The 22,478-nt window shown below is 66.3% G+C and carries 17 protein-coding genes; 8 read left to right on the forward strand and 9 right to left on the reverse strand.

Annotated elements, in window-relative coordinates; all coding sequences use genetic code 11:
• Positions 1-39 precede the first annotated feature (39 nt).
• Positions 40-333 (reverse strand): DUF1330 domain-containing protein, encoded by a 294-nt coding sequence (locus tag OXR00_RS14820; RefSeq protein ID WP_267389059.1) that lies wholly within the window; start codon positions 331-333, stop codon positions 40-42.
• Between the two features lie 10 nt (positions 334-343).
• On the reverse strand, positions 344-1,420 hold the full coding sequence (locus OXR00_RS14825; RefSeq protein ID WP_267389061.1) for a mannose-1-phosphate guanylyltransferase/mannose-6-phosphate isomerase: 1,077 nt from the start codon (positions 1,418-1,420) through the stop codon (positions 344-346).
• Positions 1,421-1,658: 238 nt separating this feature from the next.
• On the opposite strand from OXR00_RS14825, the gene OXR00_RS14830 reads away from it, so the two are divergent.
• Positions 1,659-2,552 (forward strand): CoA ester lyase, encoded by an 894-nt coding sequence (locus tag OXR00_RS14830; protein ID WP_267389062.1) that lies wholly within the window; start codon positions 1,659-1,661, stop codon positions 2,550-2,552.
• Between the two features lie 155 nt (positions 2,553-2,707).
• Here OXR00_RS14830 and OXR00_RS14835 read toward each other — a convergent pair whose 3' ends face one another.
• Entirely contained in the window at positions 2,708-3,319 is a 612-nt protein-coding gene (locus OXR00_RS14835) for a TetR/AcrR family transcriptional regulator (RefSeq protein ID WP_267389063.1), read from the reverse strand.
• 69 nt (positions 3,320-3,388) lie between these two features.
• Between OXR00_RS14835 and OXR00_RS14840 the strand changes: the two genes are divergently transcribed.
• Entirely contained in the window at positions 3,389-4,516 is a 1,128-nt protein-coding gene (locus OXR00_RS14840; protein ID WP_267389064.1) for an acyl-CoA dehydrogenase family protein, read from the forward strand.
• Positions 4,517-4,537: 21 nt separating this feature from the next.
• Positions 4,538-5,719 (forward strand): acetyl-CoA C-acyltransferase, encoded by a 1,182-nt coding sequence (locus OXR00_RS14845; protein ID WP_267389065.1) that lies wholly within the window; start codon positions 4,538-4,540, stop codon positions 5,717-5,719.
• Positions 5,720-5,753: 34 nt separating this feature from the next.
• Here the strand turns inward: OXR00_RS14845 and OXR00_RS14850 are convergent, their stop codons facing one another.
• Positions 5,754-9,095 carry a transglutaminase family protein gene (locus OXR00_RS14850; RefSeq protein ID WP_267389066.1) on the reverse strand — a complete coding sequence of 1,114 codons (3,342 nt, stop codon included), beginning with the start codon at positions 9,093-9,095 and terminating at the stop codon, positions 5,754-5,756.
• Between the two features lie 121 nt (positions 9,096-9,216).
• On the opposite strand from OXR00_RS14850, the gene OXR00_RS14855 reads away from it, so the two are divergent.
• The gene (locus OXR00_RS14855; protein WP_267389067.1) at positions 9,217-10,365 is read left to right on the forward strand and encodes a putative zinc-binding metallopeptidase; all 1,149 of its coding nucleotides are present in this window, start codon (positions 9,217-9,219) and stop codon (positions 10,363-10,365) included.
• Positions 10,366-10,410: 45 nt separating this feature from the next.
• Positions 10,411-10,707 carry a plasmid stabilization protein gene (locus OXR00_RS14860; protein WP_267389068.1) on the forward strand — a complete coding sequence of 99 codons (297 nt, stop codon included), beginning with the start codon at positions 10,411-10,413 and terminating at the stop codon, positions 10,705-10,707.
• A 21-nt stretch (positions 10,708-10,728) separates the two neighbouring features.
• Here the strand turns inward: OXR00_RS14860 and OXR00_RS14865 are convergent, their stop codons facing one another.
• Positions 10,729-12,720, reverse strand: coding sequence for a TonB-dependent receptor plug domain-containing protein (locus OXR00_RS14865; RefSeq protein ID WP_267389069.1), 1,992 nt, complete (start codon positions 12,718-12,720; stop codon positions 10,729-10,731).
• A gap of 88 nt (positions 12,721-12,808) precedes the next feature.
• On the opposite strand from OXR00_RS14865, the gene OXR00_RS14870 reads away from it, so the two are divergent.
• Positions 12,809-13,660: an NYN domain-containing protein gene (locus OXR00_RS14870; RefSeq protein WP_267389071.1), complete on the forward strand. Its 852-nt coding sequence runs from the start codon at positions 12,809-12,811 to the stop codon at positions 13,658-13,660.
• Here OXR00_RS14870 and OXR00_RS14875 read toward each other — a convergent pair.
• From OXR00_RS14875 to OXR00_RS14885, 3 genes are all read right to left on the reverse strand, one after another.
• Entirely contained in the window at positions 13,657-14,898 is a 1,242-nt protein-coding gene (locus OXR00_RS14875) for a cation:dicarboxylase symporter family transporter (RefSeq protein WP_267389072.1), read from the reverse strand. The two genes, OXR00_RS14870 and OXR00_RS14875, sit on opposite strands and share 4 nt — an antisense overlap.
• Positions 14,899-15,093: 195 nt before the next feature.
• Complete coding sequence (locus tag OXR00_RS14880; RefSeq protein ID WP_267389073.1) at positions 15,094-15,945, reverse strand: hypothetical protein; 852 nt, start codon at positions 15,943-15,945, stop codon at positions 15,094-15,096.
• Positions 15,946-16,256: 311 nt separating this feature from the next.
• Positions 16,257-18,410, reverse strand: coding sequence for a penicillin acylase family protein (locus OXR00_RS14885; RefSeq protein ID WP_267389074.1), 2,154 nt, complete (start codon positions 18,408-18,410; stop codon positions 16,257-16,259).
• A gap of 263 nt (positions 18,411-18,673) precedes the next feature.
• Here OXR00_RS14885 and OXR00_RS14890 point away from each other — a divergent pair, with 263 nt between their 5' ends.
• Together OXR00_RS14890 and OXR00_RS14895 are read left to right on the forward strand one after the other, a co-directional pair.
• Positions 18,674-19,507, forward strand: coding sequence for a sulfite exporter TauE/SafE family protein (locus OXR00_RS14890; protein WP_242148608.1), 834 nt, complete (start codon positions 18,674-18,676; stop codon positions 19,505-19,507).
• Between the two features lie 36 nt (positions 19,508-19,543).
• On the forward strand, positions 19,544-20,713 hold the full coding sequence (locus OXR00_RS14895) for a pyridoxal phosphate-dependent aminotransferase (protein WP_267389075.1): 1,170 nt from the start codon (positions 19,544-19,546) through the stop codon (positions 20,711-20,713).
• 61 nt (positions 20,714-20,774) lie between these two features.
• Here the strand turns inward: OXR00_RS14895 and OXR00_RS14900 are convergent, their stop codons facing one another.
• Complete coding sequence (locus tag OXR00_RS14900; protein ID WP_267389076.1) at positions 20,775-22,325, reverse strand: PAS domain S-box protein; 1,551 nt, start codon at positions 22,323-22,325, stop codon at positions 20,775-20,777.
• Between the last annotated feature and the right edge of the window lie 153 nt (positions 22,326-22,478).

The following is a 22,478-nucleotide window of genomic DNA, read 5'->3' on the forward strand; positions in this document are numbered from 1 at the left end:
CCGATCAGCGTCGGATGACGCCGAAGAGGATCCTCTTCCCTAAACGCCTTCGACGATCATGACCCGATACTCGGCAGCCTTCAGGCGGTGCTGCATCGCCGCCTGGTAGCCCGGTCCATGATACCATGCCCGCGCGTCTTCGACGCTTGGGAACTCCAGAACGACGACACCGTCGGGCGCGGGGCCCTCCAGCGCTTCCACCGTGCCGTAGAAGGCGAGCCGCTTGACCGGGAAGCCCTCGCTCCCGCGTTCGCGGTTCATCCGCTCATACTCCGCCATTTCCGCAGAATCGTGAACCGGCTCGTCGCGGATGAAGAGGATGTAGGCGCTCATCGTTGCTCTCTCACGCGACCGGTTGCTGGTTCTTCATCGCCTCGATCAGCTTCTTGACCTCCTGGCTGCGGCCGCGCGGCAGGATCAGCACGTCATTGCCGCTCGCCACCACGATCAGATCGTCCACCCCGACGATGGCGACACGCACGCCGTCGGTGCGCACCAGGCAGTTGGTCGTCTCGATCGCGATCACCTCACCGGCGGCCCCGCTCGAATGCGCGTTGCCGGCGGCGTCGAGATCGCTGATCGCGTGGAGCGCGTCCCAGCTGCCGACGTCGTTCCAGCCCATGCTGACCGGCACCACCGCGACGCGCTCGGCCTTCTCCATCACCGCATAGTCAATCGAATTGTCCGGCGAGCCCGCGAACGCCTCCACGTCCGGGAAGATGCGCTTGCCGTCGTGGTTAGCCTTGGCCATCGCAAGCTGGCAGGCGGCGAGCATCGTCGGAGCATGGGTCGAGAGCGCGTCGAGATACGTGTCGGCACGGAACAGGAAGATGCCGCCGTTCCAGGTGTGGTCGCCCGCCTCCAGCATCGCCTCCGCCTTGTCGCGCGGCGGCTTCTCGACGAAGTGCGCGACACGGTGCACGCCGCCGCCGATTTCCTCGCCGACCTTGATCCAGCCGTAGCCGGTCTCGGCCGCGTCGGGGGCGATGCCGAACGTGACTAGCCAGCCATCCGCGACGAGCGGCAGCGCGGCCTGGATCGCGTCGTGGAACGCAGCGACATCGGCGATGACGTGATCCGACGGCATGACCAGCAGCGGGCTCGAACCCTCGGCCGCGAGCGCGGCAAGCGCAATCGCCGGTGCGGTGTTGCGCGCGATCGGCTCCAGAATGATCGCCTGCGCATTGGCGCCGATGTGGTCGAGCTGCTCGTCGACCATGTCGGCATGGCGTGCGTTGGCGACCACGATCGGGCCGCTGAAATGCTCGCCCTTGGCACGCATGGCGGTGAGCTGGAGCATCGTCTCCTCGGCGGTCAGCGCGAGCATCTGCTTCGGGCGCTCCGGGCGCGACATCGGCCAAAGCCGCGTTCCCGACCCGCCGGACAGGATGACAGGCGTGATCGAGGTAGAAAGCGGCATCACAAAGTCTCCGAGTATTTTGATGGGCTGTCATGTATCGCTAGCTGGTTGATCGATCCAGCGTAAACGGTTGCGTGGCGACGCGCCTTACCAGAACGGACATCTGGTCGTTACCTTTCTCACGATCGCCCAGAACAACATGCTTGGTGCCCATCGCGGCTTGTGCTTGGTTGGCGATGTACGCAGACGCTTGAGCCGGTAGCGCCATCATGGGCTTACGCGCAGGGAAGGAAATCGGATGACGGCAACGGCGGAGGTGTTCGGCGCGCGTTCGTGGCTGTTCGCGCCCGGCGACAGCGCGAAGAAGATGGCCAAGGCCACCGCCAGCGCGGCCGACATCGTGCTGATCGACCTGGAAGACGCGGTGGCGGAGGCCGAGAAACCGGCGGCCCGCGCTGCCGTTCGCGACTTCCTCGCGGCGCAGGCTGATGGGTACGAGCGGCTGTGGGTGCGGGTCAACCCGCTTGACGGGCCGCACACGCTGGCTGACCTCGCCGCGGTGATGCCGGGGCGGCCGGGCGGGATCATGCTGCCGAAAGCGAATGGTCGCGGCGATGTTGAGCGGCTCGACCATTACCTGTCCGCGTTCGAGGCGGCGCATGGAATCGACATCGGTGCTACCAAGGTGATCGTGCTGGTCACCGAGACGGCGGCGGCGATGTTCCGGACCGGTGATTATGCTGGCGCGCCGCGTTTGGTGGCGTTGACCTGGGGCGCGGAGGATCTGGCCGATGCGCTCGGCGCGAGCGCCAATCGCAACGACGATGGCGGCTACGGCTTCACCTACGAACTCGCACGCAGCTTGTGCCTGCTCGGCGCGGCGGCGGCGGGCGTGGCGGCGATCGAGACGATCCAGGGCGATTTTCGCGATCTCGACGGCTTGCGGACGCGTGCGGAGAAGGTGCGGCGTGACGGCTACCGCGGGATGCTGGCGATCCATCCGGCGCAGGTCGAGGTCATCAACGCCGCCTTCGTGCCGAGTACGGGGGAGATCGCGGCGGCGAAGCGGATCGTCGATCTGTTCGCAGCCAATCCCGGTGTTGGCACGATCGCGGACGTGGGCGGGATGCTCGATCGGCCGCACCTCGCCCGCGCGCAGGCGCTGCTGCGGCAGGCGGGGGTGGGCGACTAGCTGCGGCTTGATTGCGGCGCCGACAGGCATGCGCGGCCGGCAACGCTATTAGCACCCGGGCCACCCTGCTCCGCACATGATCGTGGCCCACGCAGCGCCGTGGGGTAACGTATCAGCAGGGCCCGGTCTGTTTGCGGACGAAGCGTTGCCGCCGCTCAGCGGGGCGCAATGCCGGCGGTGAGGATGTCGACCATCTGCGCCGCCACGCCGGGCGCATCGAACCGTCCGGCGGGGTCGTACCAGCGCGCGGGCCAGTTCAGCGCGCCCGCCAGCGTGAAGGCGAGCAGCGTGGGGTCGGCCGGCGCGATCGACCCGTCCGCCATGCCCTCCGCGATCAATTCGCGCATCGCCGCGTCTATCTCGCGCTTCATCGCACGCAGCCGGTCCGCGCTATCCGGGCTAAGCGCTTCCTCGGGCGTGCGGATCACGCAGGCGCCGAACGCGTCCATATTGACCTCAGCATAACGGCGCAGGAACGCTTGCAAGCGGTCGAGCCCGCGACCTGGCGTGGCATGTGCGGCGTCGGCGGCGGCGATCAACTGCTGAAGGCCCATCGTCAGGCATTCGAGCAATACCTGATCCTTGTTGCCGAGATAATGGTAGATCGTCGGCTTCGAGATGCCGAGGCTGGCCGCCACGTCATCCAGCGAGGTCGCGTGGAACCCGCGTTCGTTGAACATCGCCACCGCCGCCGCCAACACCGCGTGGCGCTTGGCGGCGCGATCCGCCCGGCGTTGCTCGGGCGAGGGGAAGGGGGACGTGTTCATCGGCGTCCTGCTTGACGGCAAACTGGTAAGACGGCATCCTACTCACGAGTAGGATGCTTTGGATAGCCTATGATTTTTAACGAGACGCAAAGCGCGATTCAGCAAGCAGTGCGCGACTTCGCACAGGCGCGCATCCGCCCGCACAGCGCCGCGTTCGAGGCGGCGAAAGGCTATCCGCGCGCGCTGTTCGAGGACGTCGCGGCGCTCGGCCTGATGGGCATGACCGCGCCCGAGTCGGTCGGTGGGGCGGCGGCGGACTATGTGGCCTACGCGCTTGCGCTGATCGAAATCGCTGCTGCCGATGGCGCGCTTTCCACCATCGTCAGCATCCAGAACAGCCTAATCGTGTCGGGGCTGGTCAAGGACGGCAGCGCGGAACAGCAGGCGCGTTTCCTGCCCGACCTGATCGCCGGCCGCATGCTCGGCGCGTTCGCGTTGACCGAAACCGATGCCGGCTCCGACGCCGCAGCAATGCGCACCCGCGCCGAGAAGGTGGACGGTGGCTATCGGCTGAACGGTGCCAAGCAGTTCATCTCGTGCGCGAGCATTGCCGGTATCGCGATCGTCTATGCCGTCACCGACCCTGCGGCGGGCGAGCGCGGCATTACCGGCTTCATCGTGCCAACCGATTCGCCCGGCTACCATGTCGACAAGGTCGAGCATAAGCTCGGGCAGGCGGCGTCCGATACCTGCGCGATCCGGTTCGACGATGTGTTCGTTGCCGACGACCTGCGGCTGGGTGCCGAAGGGGCGGGCTATGGCATCGCGTTGTCCAACCTCGAGGCCGGACGCATCGGCATCGCCGCGCAGTGTATCGGCATGGCGCAGGCGGCGCTGGAGATCGCGATCGGTTACGCCAAGGACCGCAAGAGTTTCGGGCAGGCGATCATCCAGCATCAGGCGGTCGGCTTTCGACTCGCCGATCTCGCCGCCAAGCTGGAGGCGGCGCGGCATCTGGTGCTGCACGCCGCGAGCATGAAGGATGCCGGTTTGCCGTGCCTGAAGGAGGCATCGATGGCCAAGCTGGTCGCCTCGGAAACGGCGGAGAGCGTGGTCTCGGGCGCGCTCCAGACGCTCGGCGGTTACGGCTATCTGGAGGAGTTCGGCGTGGCGCGGATCTACCGCGACGTGCGCGTGTGCCAGATCTATGAGGGCACGTCCGATATTCAGCGCATGGTGATCGCGCGCGCTTTGTAACGATCAATACGAGGAAGCCTTATGTCCGATCCTGTCGTCATCGTCAGTTACGCGCGCACGCCAATGGGCGCGTTCCAGGGTGCGCTCGCGCCGTTGAAGGCAACCGAACTGGGCGCTATCGCGGTCGCCGCCGCGGTCGAGCGCGCTGGCGTGTCGGGTGATGCGATCGAGCGTATCTATATGGGTTGCGTACTTCCGGCGGGTCTTGGTCAGGCGCCGGCGCGGCAGGCGGCGATCGGCGCCGGGCTGCCCAACTCGGTCGAAGCGACGACGATCAACAAGATGTGCGGATCGGGGATGCAGGCGGCGATCATGGCGCATGAGGCGCTGGCATCAGGCGCAATCGAGGTAGCAATTGCAGGCGGCATGGAGAGCATGAGCAACGCGCCCTATGCGCTGCCAAAGCATCGCGGCGGCGCGCGTTTCGGCCATGACGTCATCATCGACACGATGGCGATGGACGGGCTGGAGGATGCCTATGAGCCCGGCAAGGCGATGGGCGTGTTCGCGGAAGCGTCGGCGGGCGACTATCAGTTCACGCGCGCCGAGCAGGACGATTATGCGATCCGATCGTTGACGCGCGCCAACGAAGCGATCGCCAGCGGCGCGTTCGCGCGTGAGATCGCGCCCGTTACCGTCAAGCTGCGTGGTGGCGAATCGGTGGTGGCGGTGGACGAGCAGCCGGGTCGCGCCAAGCCGGACAAGATCCCGTCGCTGAAGCCCGCTTTCGCCAAAGACGGCACGATCACGGCGGCGAACGCGTCGTCGATCTCGGATGGTGCGGCGGCGCTGGTGATGACGCGGCAGAGCGTGGCGGAGAAGCTGGGGTTGACGGTGGTTGCGCGCGTGGTGGCGACGGCTGGTCACGCGCACGAACCGGCGAAGTTCACCACCGCGCCGGTACCGGCGATCCGCAAGGTGCTCAACAAGGCCGGATGGAGCGTGGCCGACGTCGACCTGTTCGAGGTGAACGAGGCGTTCGCTGTGGTGGCGATGATCGCGGCGCGTGATCTCGACATTCCGGCGGACAAGCTCAACGTCAACGGCGGCGCGACCGCACTCGGCCATCCGATCGGCGCGTCGGGCGCGCGCATCATGGCGACGTTGCTGGCGGCGCTTGAGGCGCGCGGGCTGAAGCGCGGCGTTGCGAGCCTGTGCATCGGCGGGGGCGAGGCGACGGCGGTGGCGCTGGAAATAGTATAGTCGAAAGGCTCGCCACGCGAGTGGCGAGCCTTGATTAGCGCAGGTACGCCGGTCGTCTGAGATCGAGCGTCAGCGGGAATTCGGTCGGCAGTTCCTCGGGCGGCACCGGTACCGTGCCCGGCGTGTGGCCGTGATCCTGGAAGCGGGCTTTTCGCCGCGCCTCCGCCTCATAGGCGTTGACCGGCACCGAGTCGTAATTGCGGCCGCCCGGATGCGCGACGTGGTAGACGCAACCGCCTAGCGACCGCCCGCTCCACGTGTCGATCACGTCGAAGGTGAGCGGCGCGTTGGCGGGCAGGCGCGGGTGGAGGCAGTCCGCCGGCGCCCATGCCTTGTACCGCACGCCGCCGACCACTTCACCGGGCACGCCGGTGCCGACCATCGGCACACGCCGGCCATTGCAGGTCAGCACGTGGCGGCCGGGCGTGACGTTGCCGGCCTTGACCTGCAACCGCTCGGTCGAGCTGTCGACATAGCGGACCGTGCCACCAATCGCGCCGGTTTCGCCCAGCACATGCCACGGTTCGAGCGCATGGGCGATCTCGAGCGAGACGCCGCCAGCGTCGATCGTGCCGTGCATGGGGAAGCGGAACTGCCGCTGCGCCTCGAACCAGGCGGGATCGAACGCATAGCCGGCGCCAGCGAGATCGCCGAGCACGTCGAGGAAATCCGCCCACACGAAATGCGGCAGCATGAAGCGATCGTGCAGCGTCGTGCCCCAGCGGGTGAGCGATCCGTGCTGCGGCTCGCGCCAGAACCACGCAGTCAGCGCCCGCAGGATAAGCTGCTGCGCGAGGCTCATGCGCGCGTCGGGCGGCATCTCGAACGCGCGGAACTCGACGAGGCCGAGCCGGCCGGTCGGGCCATCGGGCGAGAAGAACTTGTCGATGCAGATTTCCGTGCGGTGGGTGTTGCCGGTGACGTCGACCAGCAGGTTGCGGAACAGCCGATCGACGATCCACGCCGGCGGCTGCTCGCCCGCGATCGGCCCGGGCACCTGCGCCAGCGCGATTTCGAGTTCGTACAGCCCGTCGTGCCGCGCCTCGTCGATGCGCGGTGCCTGGCTGGTCGGGCCGATGAACAGGCCGGAGAACAGGTAGCTGAGCGAGGGATGCCGCTGCCAGTACAGCACGAAGCTCTTGAGCAGATCGGGCCGGCGCACGAACGGCGAATCGTACAGGCTCGGGCCGCCCAGCACGATGTGGTTGCCGCCGCCGGTGCCGATCGCGCGGCCGTCGAGCATGAACTTGTCCGCCGTCATGCCGGCGTGGCGGGCGATATCGTACACGCCTTCGGTGATGGCGACGGTTTCAGCCCAGCTTGCCGCCGGGTGGACGTTCACCTCGACCACACCGGGATCGGGCGTGACCTTCAGCACCTTCAGGCGTGGATCGGGCGGCGGCGGGTAGCCCTCGATCCGCACCGGCGCACCGAGCCGCGCGGCGGCGGCTTCGATCTCGGTGATGAGTTCGAGATAATCCTCAAGTTCGCGCACCGGCGGCACGAACACCGACAGGAAATGCCCGCGTGGCTCGACCGTGACGGCGGTGCGCACCGCGCCGGCGACGATCTCCTGCTCGACGCGCTCCTGCGGCTGCGCGCCCGACACGGGCGCGCGTTCGGTGATGCGCTGTTCGGTTACCGGCGCGGGCGCGATTTCGGGGCGCTGCGCGCGCGCGTCGGCGAGCGGTTCGCGCGGCTCGCTGGTATCGCGCGGGTTGATATAGGGGTATTCCGACGGCGGCACGTAAGGCAGCGAGCCGAGCGGCAGCCGGTAGCCGAGCGCGCTGTCGCCGGGCACGGTGTAAAGCTTGCCGCGCCGGAGCGCCCATTGTTCGGTCAGCCAGCTACCCTGCTGTTTCGTCTGCCATTTTTGGACCGGCAGGACATAGCCGACCGGATTGCCCAGGCCCCGTTCGAACGCGCGCACCATGCGGCTGCGCGCTTCGGGATCGTCGATCTTGGGGTCGTCGGGGGTGGTGTTGACCGGAAGTTCGGCCTCCTTGAGCGCCCAGCCGGCCGGATCTTCATACGCAGGCACGACATGGCCGGGCGGCAGGCCCAACCCTTCGGCCATCACGTCGAGGAAGCGTTCCGCCATCGCGGCGGTGACCAACGGCTTGCCGGTGCCGTCTTCTTCCGCGATCAACGAAGCATCGTGCCAGATGGGCACGCCGTCGCCCCGCCAATAGGCGGCATACGCCCAGCGCGGCAGCGTTTCGCCGGGGTACCATTTGCCCTGCCCGTGATGGAGCAAACCACTTGGCGCGAAGGTGGCGCGCAGTTCGCGGATCAGCGTGTCGGCGTAGCCTGCCTTGGTCGGGCCGACCGCGTCGCCGTTCCATTCGCCGGCTTCCCCGCCGTCCGCCGCGACGAAGGTCGGTTCGCCGCCCATCGTCAGTCGCACGTCTTGCGCCAGCAGATCGGCATCGACCTGCGCGCCGAGCGCGTTCACCGCCGCCCAGCGTTCGTCGGTGAAGGGGCGGGTGATGCGGACGGCCTCGGCGATGCGCGAGACGCTCATCTCGAAATGGAAATCGACCTCGGCCGGTTCGGCCATGCCGCTGATCGGCGCGGCGGAGCGATAATGCGGCGTCGCGCACAAGGGGATATGCCCCTCGCCCGCGAACATGCCTGAAGTCGCGTCGAGCCCGATCCAGCCCGCGCCCGGCACGTACACCTCCGCCCAGGCGTGGAGATCGACCACATCCTGCGTGACGCCTTTCGGCCCTTCGACCGGCTCGACGTCCGCGACCAACTGGATCGAATAGCCCGAGACGAAGCGCGCCGCGAAGCCCAGCCGACGCAGCAACTGCACCAGCAGCCACGCACTGTCCCGGCACGAGCCGGAGCCGACGTCGAGGGTTTCTTCCGGCGTCTGCACGCCGCTTTCCATGCGGATGATATAGGCGATGCGCTGCTGGATCTTGGCGTTGATGTCGACCAGGAAATCGATCGTGCGGCCGGTGTGACCGGCATGCTGCGCGACCAGCGTTTCGAACGCCTGCCCCTGCGGCTCGACATCGAAATAGGCGGTGAGGTCGGTCTTCAGCGTCTCGTCGTACTGGAACGGATACGTTTCGGCATATTCCTCGACGAAGAAGTCGAATGGGTTGATGACGTCGAGATCGGCAAGCAGATCGACTTGAATCGAGAAATGGTCGACCGGGTCGGGAAAGACGATCCGCGCCAGCCAGTTGGCATGCGGATCCTGCTGCCAGTTTATGAAATGCCCGGCCGGTTCGATCTTCAGCGCGTAGTTCGGCACCCTGGTACGGCTGTGCGGCGCCGGGCGCAGGCGGATCACCTGCGGGCCGAGCCGGATCGGCCGGTTGTAGCGATAGGCGGTGAGGTGATGCAGGCCGGCTTTGAGCATAAACCCGAACAGACGCTATGCATTGCTGCTATGCAACATCTAAATCGTGGCAGTCGTGGGTGGCGGCGAAACCTCCGCCGCGTCGCCGGCGTTGAAGCTAACCTCGCAAAGGAGACGTCGCGTGGCTGCGTATTCCTGCCCTAATTGCCGGCAGCTTCTCCACTTCGAGACGCGCGTCTGCCCGAGTTGCGCGCACGCGCTCGGGTTTGCGCCGGTCAGCGGCGGCTTTCTGCATTTCGATACGCAGGGCGGTGTGTGGCGCGATGCGCAGCGCGTGTCCGCGAACGTGTTGCCGTGCGCGAACGCCCGTTACGGCGTGTGCAACTGGGTCGTAGACGCGGACGATCCCAATCGGATGTGCCTCGCCTGTCGCCACAATCGCATCATCCCCGATCTGGCGGTGGCGGGCGTGCTGGAACGCTGGACCCGCATCGAGGATGCCAAGCGCCGCGTGTTGCATGGCCTGATGCGCCTGGGCCTGACGCTGGAGACCAAGGCGCAAAACATCCACGGCCTCGCCTTCGATTTCCTGTACGATCCGGCGGCGGAGCAGGGTGCTTCGCCGCAGCATTATACCGGCCATGACAACGGCCTCATCACGCTCAACCTCGTCGAGGCGGACGATGCGCAGCGCGAGCGCATCCGTCGCGAAATGGGCGAGCCGTACCGGACGCTGGTTGGCCATTTCCGGCACGAGATCGGCCATTATTTCTGGTCGCGGCTGGTGCAGTTCGGGCCGGACCTGATCCCGTTCCGATCGCTGTTCGGCGACGAGCGTGCCGATTACCAGGCGGCGTTGCAGGCGCATTACGCAACGCCGCCGCCGGGCGGCTGGGAGGACCATTATGTCTCGGCCTATGCAACCATGCACCCCTGGGAGGATTTCGCCGAGACGTTCGCGCACCATTCGCACATCGTCGATACGTTGGCGACGATCGGCGGGTTCGGGACCCGGCTCGATCCGATGCCGGCGGCGGTGCCGGACACGCCCGACAGCGTTATCGATTTCGACCCGTATACCGCCGATACCGCCACGCTGACCGCCCACTGGATCCCGTTCGCCTTCGCGATCAACGAGATCAATCGCAGCATGGGCCAGCCGGATCTCTATCCATTCCGGCTGTCGCCGGGCGTGGTGCTGAAGCTCGATTTCGTCAACCGGCTGGTCGCGTTCTACGCCGGGCGCTGGGCGCCGGGGGAGGCGGAATCGAGCGATATCAGGGCGCTGGTCGCCACGCTGGGGCAGGGCGTGGAACTGGGTAGCGGGTGAACTGCGTCACCGGTTCATGTGTTTTCGGCCCAGAGGAGATGAGCCATGCCGCGTGGAGACAAGGACGCGTATACCGACAAGCAAAAGCGCAAGGCCGCACATATCGAGCAAGGCTATGAGGATCGCGGCGTCTCCGAGAACGAGGCGGAAGCTCGCGCCTGGGCGACGGTGAACAAGGACTCCGGCGGCGGCAACACATCCGGCTCCGGGCGCGGCAAACCAGATACGCACGAGGCGTCTTCGCGCGGCGGGCGGGCACACGCGTCCGGCTCGGCCGAACAGCGCTCGGCGGCGGCGCGTAAGGGCTGGGACACGCGGCGGAAGAACGCGGCGAAGCGGTGACGCCGCATCCCCAGATCTTTGCTAACCGCCGAAGCGCACGCCGATCCACAGAGTCCGCGGCGTACCAAGATCCATCGAACCTGCCTGATTGCGCGTCACGACCGTCGCATCGAACAGATTTTCCGCGCGGGCGATCACCGCGACCGCCTTGTGCACCGGCACCTTCACGAATGCATCCAGCGTGGTGGCGGCGCGCAGCACGTCGGTCTGGAGATCATCCTCATACTGCTTGCCGACATAGCGTGCGGTCAGCGAGGCGAGGAACCCGGAGCGCGGCGCCCAGGCGAGCGTGCCGCTGGCGGTGTGGCGTGGGCTTTGCGCAGGTGTCAGGCCGTCGAAGGCCATGCCGGGCGCATCGACCTTGCTGTCGCTGAAGGCATAGCTCGCCGACAGATCGACCGCGCCGAGCTTCCAATCGCCGGTCGCCTCCAGCCCTTTTGCGACGATCGCGTTGACGTTGCCGCGCATCCGCAGATTCGTGGTGATCGTCAGGTTGGCGATCGCGTCTTCCAGCCGGTTGTAGAAGCCGGTGAGGCTGAGCGTGACGCCGGGCAGCGGATGCGCGTCGATACCGCCTTCGACCCCGCGCAGCCGTTCGGGGGCGAGATTGGCATTGGCTTGCGTCGTCACCGGGAAGACGGTGAACGGACGGTACAGTTCGTTGAGCGTCGGCAGGCGGAAACCGGTATAGCCGGCCACCCGCAGATCGACCGAGCCGAGTTTTAGCAGCGCGCCGGCCCTTCCGGTCGCCTCGGTGCCGTCGCGGTCCGGATACAGCGTGTTGGTGGTGAGCACGCCCGCCGTACTGCGCTGACGGAAGAAACCATCGGTGATCGTCCAGCGATCGATCCGCGCGCCGCCGGTCAGCACGAGCCGGCCGATCGTCCAGTCGTCTTCGGCGAACAGCCCCGCCACGCTGGTGTTGCCACCCGCATTGCGGCGCGCGGTGACGACACCGGTCGCGCTATAGGCATCCTCGAACAACTGCCCGTCGGCGAGGCGGAAGTCGCCGCCGATGCGCAGCACGTGTGTCCCCCCGACCGGGGGGCGCAGCTCGATCTTGCCGCCTACCCCTGTGGAGGGTGTGTTGCGCTGGTCGAGCGTGAGCTTGAAGGTGGAGGAGGAGATCACCTTGTTGGCGAAATTGCGCGCCTGCACATAGGCGAGCGCGTCGACCTGCCACTCGCCGCGCGATACGAGCCGCACGCTGGCATCCTCGCCCGACGACGCCGAGTCCGCGCCCTTGAAGCGGAGCGTACGGTTGTCGCCGAACACCAGCCCGCGGAACTGCACTTCGGTATCAGGCCCGATCGGCGCGACCGCGCGCAGACCGGTTGACCAATCGCGGTAGCGCGCCGGCACGGTCGCCGGCGTGCGCTGATCCTCGGGCGTTGTCTGGAAGCCGTCGCCGCGTTCGAACTGGCCGGACAGCGCGACGAAGCCGCCGCCGACCGATGGCGCGAGCGTAGCGCTGACCTGCTGTGCATCACGACTGCCGTATAGCGCCTGTCCCGACAGGACCGGCAGATCGGCGCGGCCGGCGCTGGTCATCTCGATCGTGCCGGCGACGGCGCCCGCGCCGAACGGCCCGGAACCACCGCCGCGCGTGACGCGGATGCCGGCGAGGCGATCGGGAACCAGCGCGCTGAACGGAATATAGCCGAAGAACGGATCGGCAATGGGAACGCCGTCGAGCAGCACCAAAGTCCGGCTCGACGCGTTGCCGCCGAGCGCGCGCAGCGTTGCACCTTGGTTTGACGGGTTGGACGAGCGGCTGTCCGAACGGCGAAACTGCTGGAATCCGGCGACGTCGAGCAGCACGTCCTCGACCCGGCCCGAGGCATCGTTGGCGAGCCGCTTGCGGTCGATCACCACCGATCCGTAGGCGGGCGTGCCGGGCGGCAGATCGAGCCCGCGCCCCAGTACGACGATGTCGCCTGTCGCGGGATCGACCGCCTGCGCGTTAGCCACTGCCGGCGCGACCAGGCCGAGCGCGATCAAGGGGAGGCGCATCGCGCGCGCTTTGTTGCTATGGTGGCGAAAGGACATCGCCGCGGCGCTTGGGGCATTGCCGCAAGTCCGTCAATTACAAGGACGTTTCTTGAACCAGGACCAGCCCGCCTCGCCGTGGCCAGACCGCCGCATCGCGCTGTTGATTGACGCGGACAACGTGTCGCACGCCAATATCGCGGCGATGCTGGCGGAGTTGTCGAAATACGGCACCGCCAACATTCGCCGTGCCTATGGCGACTGGGGCAGCCCGGGTCTGAAGGGCTGGCGCGAGAAGCTGCACGAATTTGCGATCCGGCCGATCCAGCAGTTCAGCTATTCGACCGGCAAGAACGCGACCGATATCGCGCTGGTGATCGATGCGATGGAGCTGCTCTACACGCAAAAGCCCGACGCCTTCTGCATCGCATCGAGCGATGCCGATTTCACGCCGCTGGTGATGCAGTTGAAGGCGAACGGCCACGACGTCTACGGTTTTGGCGAGCGCAAGACGCCGTCGCCGTTCGTCAACGCCTGCACGACGTTCCTGTATCTCGATACGCTGGAAGGGAGCGCCGCGAAGGAGCGCGTGGCGGAACCTGCGGCCAAGCTCAAGACCAGCAAGAAAGCATCGGAAAAGGCGGGTGAGAAGTCGGGCGATAAAGCGGCCGACCAGCCCGTCGCCAAGAAGGCCGCCGAACCGCTTGCCAAGGACGCCAAGCTGGTCGCGTTGCTGCGCGGTGCGGTCGAGGCATCGGCCTATGACGACGGCTGGGCGTCGATGTCGGCGGCGGGCAGCACCGCCAAGCGTCAGGCGCCGATCGACCCGCGCAATTACGGGTGCAAGAACTTCCCAGCCTTGTTCGAGGCGACCGAGGCGTTCGAGATCTTCAAGGGCGAGAACGGCCAGCGTTATGTCGCCGACAAGCTGAATGCGGAGCGGACGCCGAAGCCTGCCTTTTAAACGGAAGCGGTTTCGCGTGTGCGCTGCCGCCCGAGGCCGACGGTGATCGCCACGTCCATCGTGACGTTGCCGACGGTGCGGAACAGATCGGGGATCGTCTCGACTGCGATCAGCAGGCCGAGCGCCTCGATCGGCACGCCCATGGCGAGCGCGACCGGAGCGACCGACGAGAAATAGGTGATCGTCCCCGGCAGGCTGACCGCGCCCATCGTCGTAATCGCGGCGGTGCAGATGCCCGCCAGCAGCGCGCCCGGCCCGATTGCGACGCCCAGCCAGTGCGCGATGTACAGCGCGACCGCGAGGTTCATCGCCGGGCTGGTGGCGCGAAAGATGGCAACCGCGATCGGCAGCACGATGCCGGCGGCAGCGGGTGCGGCGCCGAGCGATTCGCTCGCCGCCAGCATCGTCGGCAGGCTGGCGAGCGAGGATTGCGTCGAGATCGCCACCGCCTGCGCAGGCGCCACGGCGCGTGCGAACCGCGCGATCGACACGCGGCCGAACAGCGCGGCCACCGGATAGGCAGACAGCAGCACGAGGAAACCAAGTGACGAGACGACGATGATGTAATGCAGCAGCGCGCCGAACGCCGCCGCGCCGGTGCGCGCGCCTACCCCGTACGCGAGCGCGCCCACCCCGACCGGTGCGAGCTTCAGCACCCAGCCGATGATGATGAGCAGCGCATCGGTCATCGCACCGAACCAGGCGGTGAGCCGCTCGCGTGGCTCCGGCGCGAGCTGCGTGATGGCGAAGGCGAGCGCCAGCGTGAAGATGGTGAGTGGCAGGAACGAGTCGCTGGCGGCGGCGCTGACCACGTTGGACGGCACGATCGTCTCGAAAAACTGGCCGAGCGTCGGCACCGTGCCGACCGGCTGCGCACCGCTCAGCGCCTTGCGCAGCGCGTCAGACCATGCCGACGGCAGCGGCCAAAGATCGAGCAGCAGCGGCGTGACCACCGCTGACAGGATCGTCGTCGCCCACAGAATGACGACCATCGTCAGCACTCCGCGCAAGGCAAGCTTGCCCGCACGCGCCGCATCCGCCGCCGCGCCGACACCGGTCACCAGCAGGCCGACGATCAGCGGCACGATCACCATCTGTAACCCGTGAAGCCAGGCGAGGCCGATCGGCTGGGTGATCTGCGTGACTCCGATCGCCACTTTCGCATCGACCGCGACCAGCGCGATGCCGATCAACAGGCCGCTGACCAGCGACAGCAAAATCCGTGTTGCCTGCGACATATGGTCCCCCTGTGTCGCGTAACGAAGCGGGGAACACGCCGGAATGGCAAGAGAAATCTGTTCGGATGCTCCCTACAGACACCTGAGAAAAGGCGAAACAGGCGCTCGCCGTCCCCGGCGCGTGGTCGATCGCCGGGACGCTATCCCCGTCATCGAACGTGCGGACCGCGATGTAGCGGCCCGCACGTTCAACAGTCAGCGCCAGTAATGGCCGCCCCAACGCGGCCCACGGCCGTAGCCAGGCCGACCGTAGTAGCCGTAATGCCCATAATAGGGCTGGTAGGTGCGATAGTACCAGCTGTGGTACGGGTAAGGACGATACGCCCACGTGCCCCCGACGAAGACCCACGGGCGATACCATCCCGGTGCGGCATATTCGTAGTCCGGCTCCGCATAGGTGTAGACCTGCGCATCGCGGCGCACGACGAAGCCGGGCGGGCAGCCAGGGCTGGTATCGTTGCTGGTGCTGTTGCCGACGGCAGCACCGCCGACCGCGCCGATCGCCGCGCCTGCGAAGGTCCCCGCGCCGCGGTCGTGTCGACCGGCAAGACCGTTGCCGAGGAGCGCGCCGAGCACCCCGCCGATCACCGCACCAGTGGCGGTGTTGTTGTGCGACTTGACGCAATTCTCGCGCGACCAGGTCTCGACATTGGCGGCGTAGCGGCTGTCGCGCTGATCGAGGTCACCCGGGCCGGGCTGGTAACCGGGCGGTGGCGGCGGCGGGCGGGTGCCGTCATAATCCGGTGGCGGCGGCAGGTCGGACTGGGGCGCACTGGCATAGGCCTGCGACGCACGATCATCATAGCGTTGCGACCCACGATCGTCGTACGTCTGCGGCGCACGGTCGTCGTAGGGCGACTGCGCGCGATCGTCATAGCGTGACGGCACCTGGCGATCCTGTGCGGCGGGTGCCGTGTTGGTGTAGGCCGGCGGCGCATCGTCAGCGTTGCCGGTATATTGCGCGGCGGCGATGCCGCTGGCGATCGGGCTGAACGCCAGAGTCATCGTGCTGGCGGCGAGAAGCATGCGGGAAGCAGTCAGCGGCATGTCGGGAAGATCCATCCAAGGGTGGTGTGTGGAGCATTGCCACCGCGGATGTGAACGCAAGCTGATACTTGCATGAGAATGTCGGCGCCGGACCATGGGCCGTCTTGAATGGCATACGCTCGGACCATTTTGGCTGTACTCAGACCGGGTAGGCGGCCCAATCGTAAGCAACAAAATATACGGGGATGACAGATTTTTTATATATAGTTGGTGCGCCAGCCGAGGCGGAGGACACTCCATTTGTGGTGGTGGGGCCAGGCCGGGGCGAGATGATCGCTCCGGTCTGGTCTTCGCCGCCACGTTCCCGCACATTAGCTGCCGGGATGGTAGACGCGCTCGATGTGGCCGGTCAGGTCAGCCGGCTCGAAATACACCGGCCTTAGCGTGCCGCCGGCGTAGCGCGCGATCTGGTCGGCGAAATGCGGCGAGGCGGGATCACCCGATTCGCCGCCTGCCATCACCGCCACCGCTTTGGGGCGTGCGCCGAACTCGACCACCGCGACGAAGCTGTTGCCGCTGGTGCCGTACCAGCGCTTGGTGTTGTCATAGGCACGCGCGCCGAACGAAGCGAGCGAACCCCATTGTGAAGAGGTGAACGGCACCGGATAGCTTGGTTTGGCATCATCGAAATGCGGCGCGATACTGTCGTCGAGCCGCTGGAACCGGTTGATCTCGCCCCAAGGCACCCGCCAGCGCCCGAAATCATCGGATAGCCGCGCCACCGCCTTTGCGAAGGCATCGACCTTCTGCGCGGGCGCAAGGCGTTTGCCGATATAGTCGGGCACGTTGATCCGCTCGGCCTGCGCGAACGGACCGACTTCATGCCATAGCGTGTCGCCCCAGAATACCGCGAGCGAGGTCGCCACCGAATCGGCACCCCAACGATCATCCCAGCCGCGCAGCACCGCGATCGGTTCGGCGAGTTTGGCACGACGCGGGTCATCCGGCGCGAGCGCGTCGTACGCGGAGAGCAGTTGCGGGATCAGCCGCGCGAATGCCGGCAGATAGCTGTCGAACGCCGCCGCCAGCAGCCGCTCCCGCGTGAAGTCGTGACGACCGGGCAGCAGCAGCAACGCATGTTCGCCGCGCGCGTTTTCGCCACCCTGATCCATGTATTTCGGATAGTCTGCGGCCTTGGGGCTGTCCGGACCGGCGGCGGTCCAGGGCCAGTTGTTGGTGTTGAACGCATAGCCCGATCTGGGGCGGATCACGTTGGGCAAGGTCGCGACCGGGTGCAGCCCGTGCCAGTCGGTCGCGGGATCGCTGCCGTCGACTGCGTGCGTATAGTCGAACTTCGCCGAACGGATCGGCACGAACTGCGGGTGGAGATAGGCGATCTCGCCCTTGGCATCGGCGAACAACGTGTCGTTGGACGAATTGGCCTGCAGCGCGGCAACCTTGAGGTAGCCGGCGAGATCGCTGGTTGTGGTCCTGAGCCAGCTCTGTTCGAGCGCGGGCACCGGCTTCCACATCAGCGCCTCCGCGATCCACTTGCCGTCGCGCTTGGCGACGATCGGGCCGTGGTGGCTGGCATAGGTGGTGAAGCGCCGTTCGGTGAGGCTGCCGTCCGGCTGCCGCACCTTGATGGTGATGGCGCGGGTGGTGAGCGGGCGCAGCGCGGTGCCGTAGCGATAGCGCTGGCCGACGATCGTCTCCGCGAACTCATCGACATTATCGACGGTGGATGAGGTATGCATCCAGCCCACGTGCGCATTGAAGCCCTGATAGATGAAGAACTGCCCCCAGGTCGACGCGCCATAGGCGTTCAGGCCGGCATCGCTGGTCATCTGAAGTTCGGCGCGGAAGTAGAAGCTGGTGTGCGGGTTGATGAGCAGCAGCGCATGCCCGCCCACGGTATTGGCGGGCGCGATCGCGATGCCGTTCGATCCGCGCGGTTCTTCCGGGCGGAAGCCGCGCTGCGCCTCGGTCAGCGCGACCGACGTGTCGCCGTAAAAGGCGGCGAGATCCTTTAGCGAGATGCGCTCGATATCGCCGCCGATGCTGCCTTCAGTAAAGGACAGCGCCATCCACGGTTCGAAATGCGTCAGCACCCTGGGATGCGTGGCGGGGTGCGTCGCGAGGTAGAAGTTGAGCCCGTCCGCCCATGCCTGCATCAGCGTGCGCAGCCACGCCGGTGCGCTTGCATAGCGAGCCTGAAGATCGACGGGATCGGTGTAGAGTCGCTGGCGCAGATCGGCCCACAGCGCCACCTTGCCCTCCGCCTCGGCAGTGCGGCCGAGCGCGGTCAGATAGTTTGTCTCGATGCGCGCGAAATCATCCTCGGCCTGCGCGTAGATCGCGCCGAACACCGCATCGGCGTCGCTGCGCCCATGGACGTGGGCGATCCCCCAATCGTCCCGCGTGATGGTGACGCGCGATGCTTCGCCGCGCGCGCGGAGGAGGTCGACGTCGGCCGGTACCGGCGATGCAGCGAGCAGGGCGAGCGTGGCGAGGGAGATCGGCATGTGCAGACGCTATGTGGCGGCCACGCACACGGCAAGCGCATCAATGCGGGCTGTGCCGAATTCGCAACAGCCGACGCATCAAAAGCACCTTTTCTTCGCAGGCAAACTTATTGAGTTGACTTTGCTGCTGTGCGGCAAAAGAAGGTCGTGACGAGAAAACAAGTTGCCGGATGATACCGGCGGGGTGTTCTCGGCAGCTTTGTTCTGGGGTGCGAGTGCGCTGTGCATGTGACCGCGCGGGCGCAGCAAAAGGGGGTTGGTCGATGGATGTGACAATGACGGCGTGGCTTGTCCCGCTGGTGGCGCTCTTGCTCGCGGGGCTCGCCGCAGGCTTTACCGCCGGGATATTCGGGGTCGGGGGCGGCTTTATCGTGGTGCCGGCACTGGTCTACCTGCTGCCGCTGCTTGGCGGCGACAAACTGCAATATGCACATGTCGCGATCGGCACGTCGGCGGCGACGATCATCGTCACGTCGATCCGCTCGTTCCGCTCGCACTCCAAGCGCGGCGCGGTCGATATGGAGGTGCTGCGGACATGGGCGCCGTGGCTGGTCGCGGGTGACGCGATCGGCGTCGTGCTGGCGGATCACGTCGATGGCCATGTGCTGCTGCTGATTTTCGCGATTGGCGTGTTGCTGATGTCGGTCAACTTCTTGGTGCCGAAGCTTAGCAACTATGTCGTGTCCGACACGATGCCCGGCCTTGCACCGCGGGTGGCGATCGCCGGCGGGCTCGGCACCTTCTCCTCGCTGCTCGGCATCGGCGGCGGCAGCATTGCGATCATGGTGATGACGCTGTGCGGTCGGTCGATCCACAAGGCGATCGCGACCGCGGCGGGGATCGGCGTGCTGATCGCTATCCCGACCGCGATCGGCTTCATGATCACGGGCCTGAACGAACGGGGCCTGCCGTGGGGTTCGCTTGGCTACGTCAACCTGCCCGCGACACTGGCGATCTCGTCGATGTCGGTGCTGACGGCGCCCTACGGTGTCGCGGTCGCGCACAATCTGCCGGCGGCACCGCTCAAGAAGATCTTCGGCCTGTACCTCATCGTGATCTCGTTCACGATGTTCGCAAAGGCGCTGCACGCACACTGATCGCTCGAACTTTAACAAAATCGGGGAACTGGAATCATGTCGGATATGCTGGTGAAGGAAGACGTGCAGGACGATCTGCTGGGCCGTGGTTTCGCGCGGCGCGATCTGGCGCGGATCGCCGCCGTGTTTGGGGTCGGCGCGGCCGCCGCCACGCTCGGGCGGCCCGCGTTCGCCTCGGGCGGTGTGCCCGATGCCGCGCCGACCGCGAAGGTGCGGATCGGCGCCAACGAATGCTGGACCGGGCCGTTCATGCCCGGCCAAAAGGCCGCCGCCGCGATCATCGCCAGCGGCAACCGTTATGCGCCGCATGACGAACGCGGCGATTTCATCAAGGCTGTGATGGCGGTAGAGGGCGTGCCGTACGATCACGTCGCGCCGTGGCCTGGGTCGAGCGATCCGCTGTGCCGTTCGGTCGTGACCTTCTGCTCGCCGACGCGCGGTCTCGTCACCGCCGATCCGACGTTCGAACTGGCTGGCCGCACCGCTGCCTGGCTGAAGGTGCCGGTCAAGGCGGTGCCGCTGACCAAGACCTACACGCACGACGTCAAGGCGATGCTCGCCGCCGATCCGAACGCCGGCCTTTATTACATCTGCACGCCCAACAACCCGACCGGCACGATCACGCCACTCGCAGACATCGAATGGCTGCTCGACAACAAGCCCGCCGATGCGATGGTGCTGATCGACGAGGCGTACACCCACTTCGCCGGCGTACCGACCGCGTCGTACCTTGCCGCCAAGCGCAAGGACGTGATCGTCATGCGGACCTTCTCGAAGATCTTCGGGATGGCGGGGATGCGGATGGGCTTTATCATGACCAACCCGGATAATCTGGGGAAGATGATGCGCTACGACGGCGGCATGCAGTCCGGCGCATTGCCGCTGCCGTCGCTTGCCTGTGCGACCGCCAGCCTGACCGCCGCGCCGCTGATCGCGCAGCGCCGCGCCGAGATGCAAAGCGCGCGCGGCCTGACGCTAGACCACCTCAAGAAGTACAAGGGGCTGGAGGTTAAGCCGACCGAGGCCAACATGTTCATGATCGACTGGAAGACTAAGCCCGCGCATGACGTGCAGGCGGCGTTCCGCAAGCAGAGTATCGAGATCGGCCGGTCGTGGCCGATCTGGCCGACCGTCAGCCGCGTCACCGTCGGTTCTGCAGCCGAAATGAAGGACTTCTGCGTGGCGCTCGACAAGATCATGGCCTGATTGGACAGGATGCCGCGAGCACCGGCTTGCGGCATCCCTGCGATCGCGTCCTTACCCGATGCTAGCGGTCGTCTTCCGGCATCTCGAAGCTGCCCGCTGGCAGCGTGAAGCGGAAGGTTGCGCCGCCAGCCGAGCGGTTCTCCGCGCTCAGCGTGCCGCCGTGCGCCTCGATGATGCGTCGGCAGATCGACAGGCCCAGACCCATGCCTTCGCTCCCCTTGGTCGAGGATAACGGCGTAAAAAGAGTCTCGAGAATGCGCGCGTCGATGCCCGCACCGGTATCGCTGACGCTGATCTCGATCATGTCGCCGGGTTTGCCGCGCACCGCGATCAATATGGTGCGACGATGCTTGGGCTGGTCCTGCAGCGCCTCGGCGGCGTTGCGCAGCAGATTGACCAGCACCTGCTGGATCTGCACCCGATCGGCCAGCATGAACTGGCCCGGCTGCTCGAATGCGTAGCGTACTTCGACATCGACCCGCGCGGAGCCGACCAGCACCAGCGACACCGCGTCCCGCACCGTTTTTTCGATCGGTTCGATGCCGATCTCGACGTCGCGTTTGACGATGAACTCGCGGATGTTGCGAATGATGCTGCCGGCGCGCTGGATCTGATCGTTGGCGAGCGTGACGAGTTCGGCGACCTTGTCGCGGTCGCCACCGCGCGACACCAGCAATACCGTCGCGGCGAGAAAATTGGCGGTGGCGGACAGCGGCTGGTTGAGTTCGTGCGCCAGGCTCGCCGCCAGCTCACCCATCGCCGCGCCACGCCCGACCTGGGCGAGCTCGTTGCGCAGGTCGGCGGCGGCCTGTTCCGCCGCCGCGCGTTCGGACAGGTCGCGGATGAACACGGTATAGCGCGGCTCCCCCGCGACGATCATCTCGGTGATGCTGAATTCGACCGGAATTTCCGCACCGCCGTTGCAGCGTGCGACCAGTTCGAAAAGCTCGCCGGCATCGCCGCTCTCGCGCGCTGCGCGGTAGCTGGCGAATTGCGCGCTCAGGCTCTCTCGCGCGCTGTTCGGCACCAGCAGCGCCAGGTTCTGGCCGAGCAGATCGGCGGCGGCATAGCCAAAAAGCCGCTCGGCCGCGGCGCTGAACATGTGGATCGCGCCGTCCACATCGATCACTACCATCGCACTCGGCATCGTTGCCATGATCGCACCGAGCTGCGCTTCACGGTCGCGCAGGGCCGCCTCCCGCTCGACCCGTTCGGTCACGTCAACGTTGACGCCAGTGGTTTTCACCAGCGTACCGGCCACGTCGTAGATGCAGCGCGCCGCACCTTCGATCGTGCGAGCCTTGCCGTCATCGCGGCGAATTCGATACCGGAAGGTGAACTTGTCGAGCTTTTGCGCAGCGACGTTGGCGATCAGCGTCTGTGTTGCTGAGACATCCTCCGGAAAGACCCGCTGGCTCCAGCTTTCAAAACTCACGATTGAGCCCGGTGCCAGCCCAAGACTCGCCTCGTCGCCATAGGACCAGGTCAGCGCGCCGGTCACCAGATCCCATTCAAACAGGCCAAGCGCTGTCGTCTCGGCCGCGAATGCAAGTTGGGCTTCTGCCTCCCACAAGGCTCTTTCAGCCGATACTCGGTTACGCGTGTCTGACATTCCAGCTCTAGAATAGGCCATCTATTGAGCCAGATTCAAAGTTTTTTTGCGAAGATCTTTGATCTAGGTTGGGAGACGCTCACGCAAGTGCAGCATTTTGGCATCTTTGGCGTGCCAAGATCAGCGCCATAACGGCACGTAGTGGCGTTCGCA

Source organism: Sphingomonas sp. GC_Shp_3 (genome assembly GCF_026540945.1).
Lineage (GTDB): Bacteria > Pseudomonadota > Alphaproteobacteria > Sphingomonadales > Sphingomonadaceae > Sphingomonas.

Excerpts from the sequence above, each read along its gene's own strand:
- OXR00_RS14850 (WP_267389066.1), bottom strand. The coding sequence starts at position 9,095 with ATGCTCAAAGCCGGCCTGCATCACCTCACCGCCTATCGCTACAACCGG.
- OXR00_RS14835 (WP_267389063.1), bottom strand. The coding sequence starts at position 3,319 with ATGAACACGTCCCCCTTCCCCTCGCCCGAGCAACGCCGGGCGGATCGC.
- OXR00_RS14820 (WP_267389059.1), bottom strand. The coding sequence starts at position 333 with ATGAGCGCCTACATCCTCTTCATCCGCGACGAGCCGGTTCACGATTCT.
- OXR00_RS14845 (WP_267389065.1), top strand. The coding sequence starts at position 4,538 with ATGTCCGATCCTGTCGTCATCGTCAGTTACGCGCGCACGCCAATGGGC.
- OXR00_RS14900 (WP_267389076.1), bottom strand. The coding sequence starts at position 22,325 with ATGTCAGACACGCGTAACCGAGTATCGGCTGAAAGAGCCTTGTGGGAG.
- OXR00_RS14875 (WP_267389072.1), bottom strand. The coding sequence starts at position 14,898 with ATGTCGCAGGCAACACGGATTTTGCTGTCGCTGGTCAGCGGCCTGTTG.
- OXR00_RS14885 (WP_267389074.1), bottom strand. The coding sequence starts at position 18,410 with ATGCCGATCTCCCTCGCCACGCTCGCCCTGCTCGCTGCATCGCCGGTA.
- OXR00_RS14895 (WP_267389075.1), top strand. The coding sequence starts at position 19,544 with ATGTCGGATATGCTGGTGAAGGAAGACGTGCAGGACGATCTGCTGGGC.
- OXR00_RS14890 (WP_242148608.1), top strand. The coding sequence starts at position 18,674 with ATGGATGTGACAATGACGGCGTGGCTTGTCCCGCTGGTGGCGCTCTTG.
- OXR00_RS14860 (WP_267389068.1), top strand. The coding sequence starts at position 10,411 with ATGCCGCGTGGAGACAAGGACGCGTATACCGACAAGCAAAAGCGCAAG.
- OXR00_RS14825 (WP_267389061.1), bottom strand. The coding sequence starts at position 1,420 with ATGCCGCTTTCTACCTCGATCACGCCTGTCATCCTGTCCGGCGGGTCG.
- OXR00_RS14880 (WP_267389073.1), bottom strand. The coding sequence starts at position 15,945 with ATGCCGCTGACTGCTTCCCGCATGCTTCTCGCCGCCAGCACGATGACT.
- OXR00_RS14830 (WP_267389062.1), top strand. The coding sequence starts at position 1,659 with ATGACGGCAACGGCGGAGGTGTTCGGCGCGCGTTCGTGGCTGTTCGCG.
- OXR00_RS14865 (WP_267389069.1), bottom strand. The coding sequence starts at position 12,720 with ATGCGCCTCCCCTTGATCGCGCTCGGCCTGGTCGCGCCGGCAGTGGCT.
- OXR00_RS14840 (WP_267389064.1), top strand. The coding sequence starts at position 3,389 with ATGATTTTTAACGAGACGCAAAGCGCGATTCAGCAAGCAGTGCGCGAC.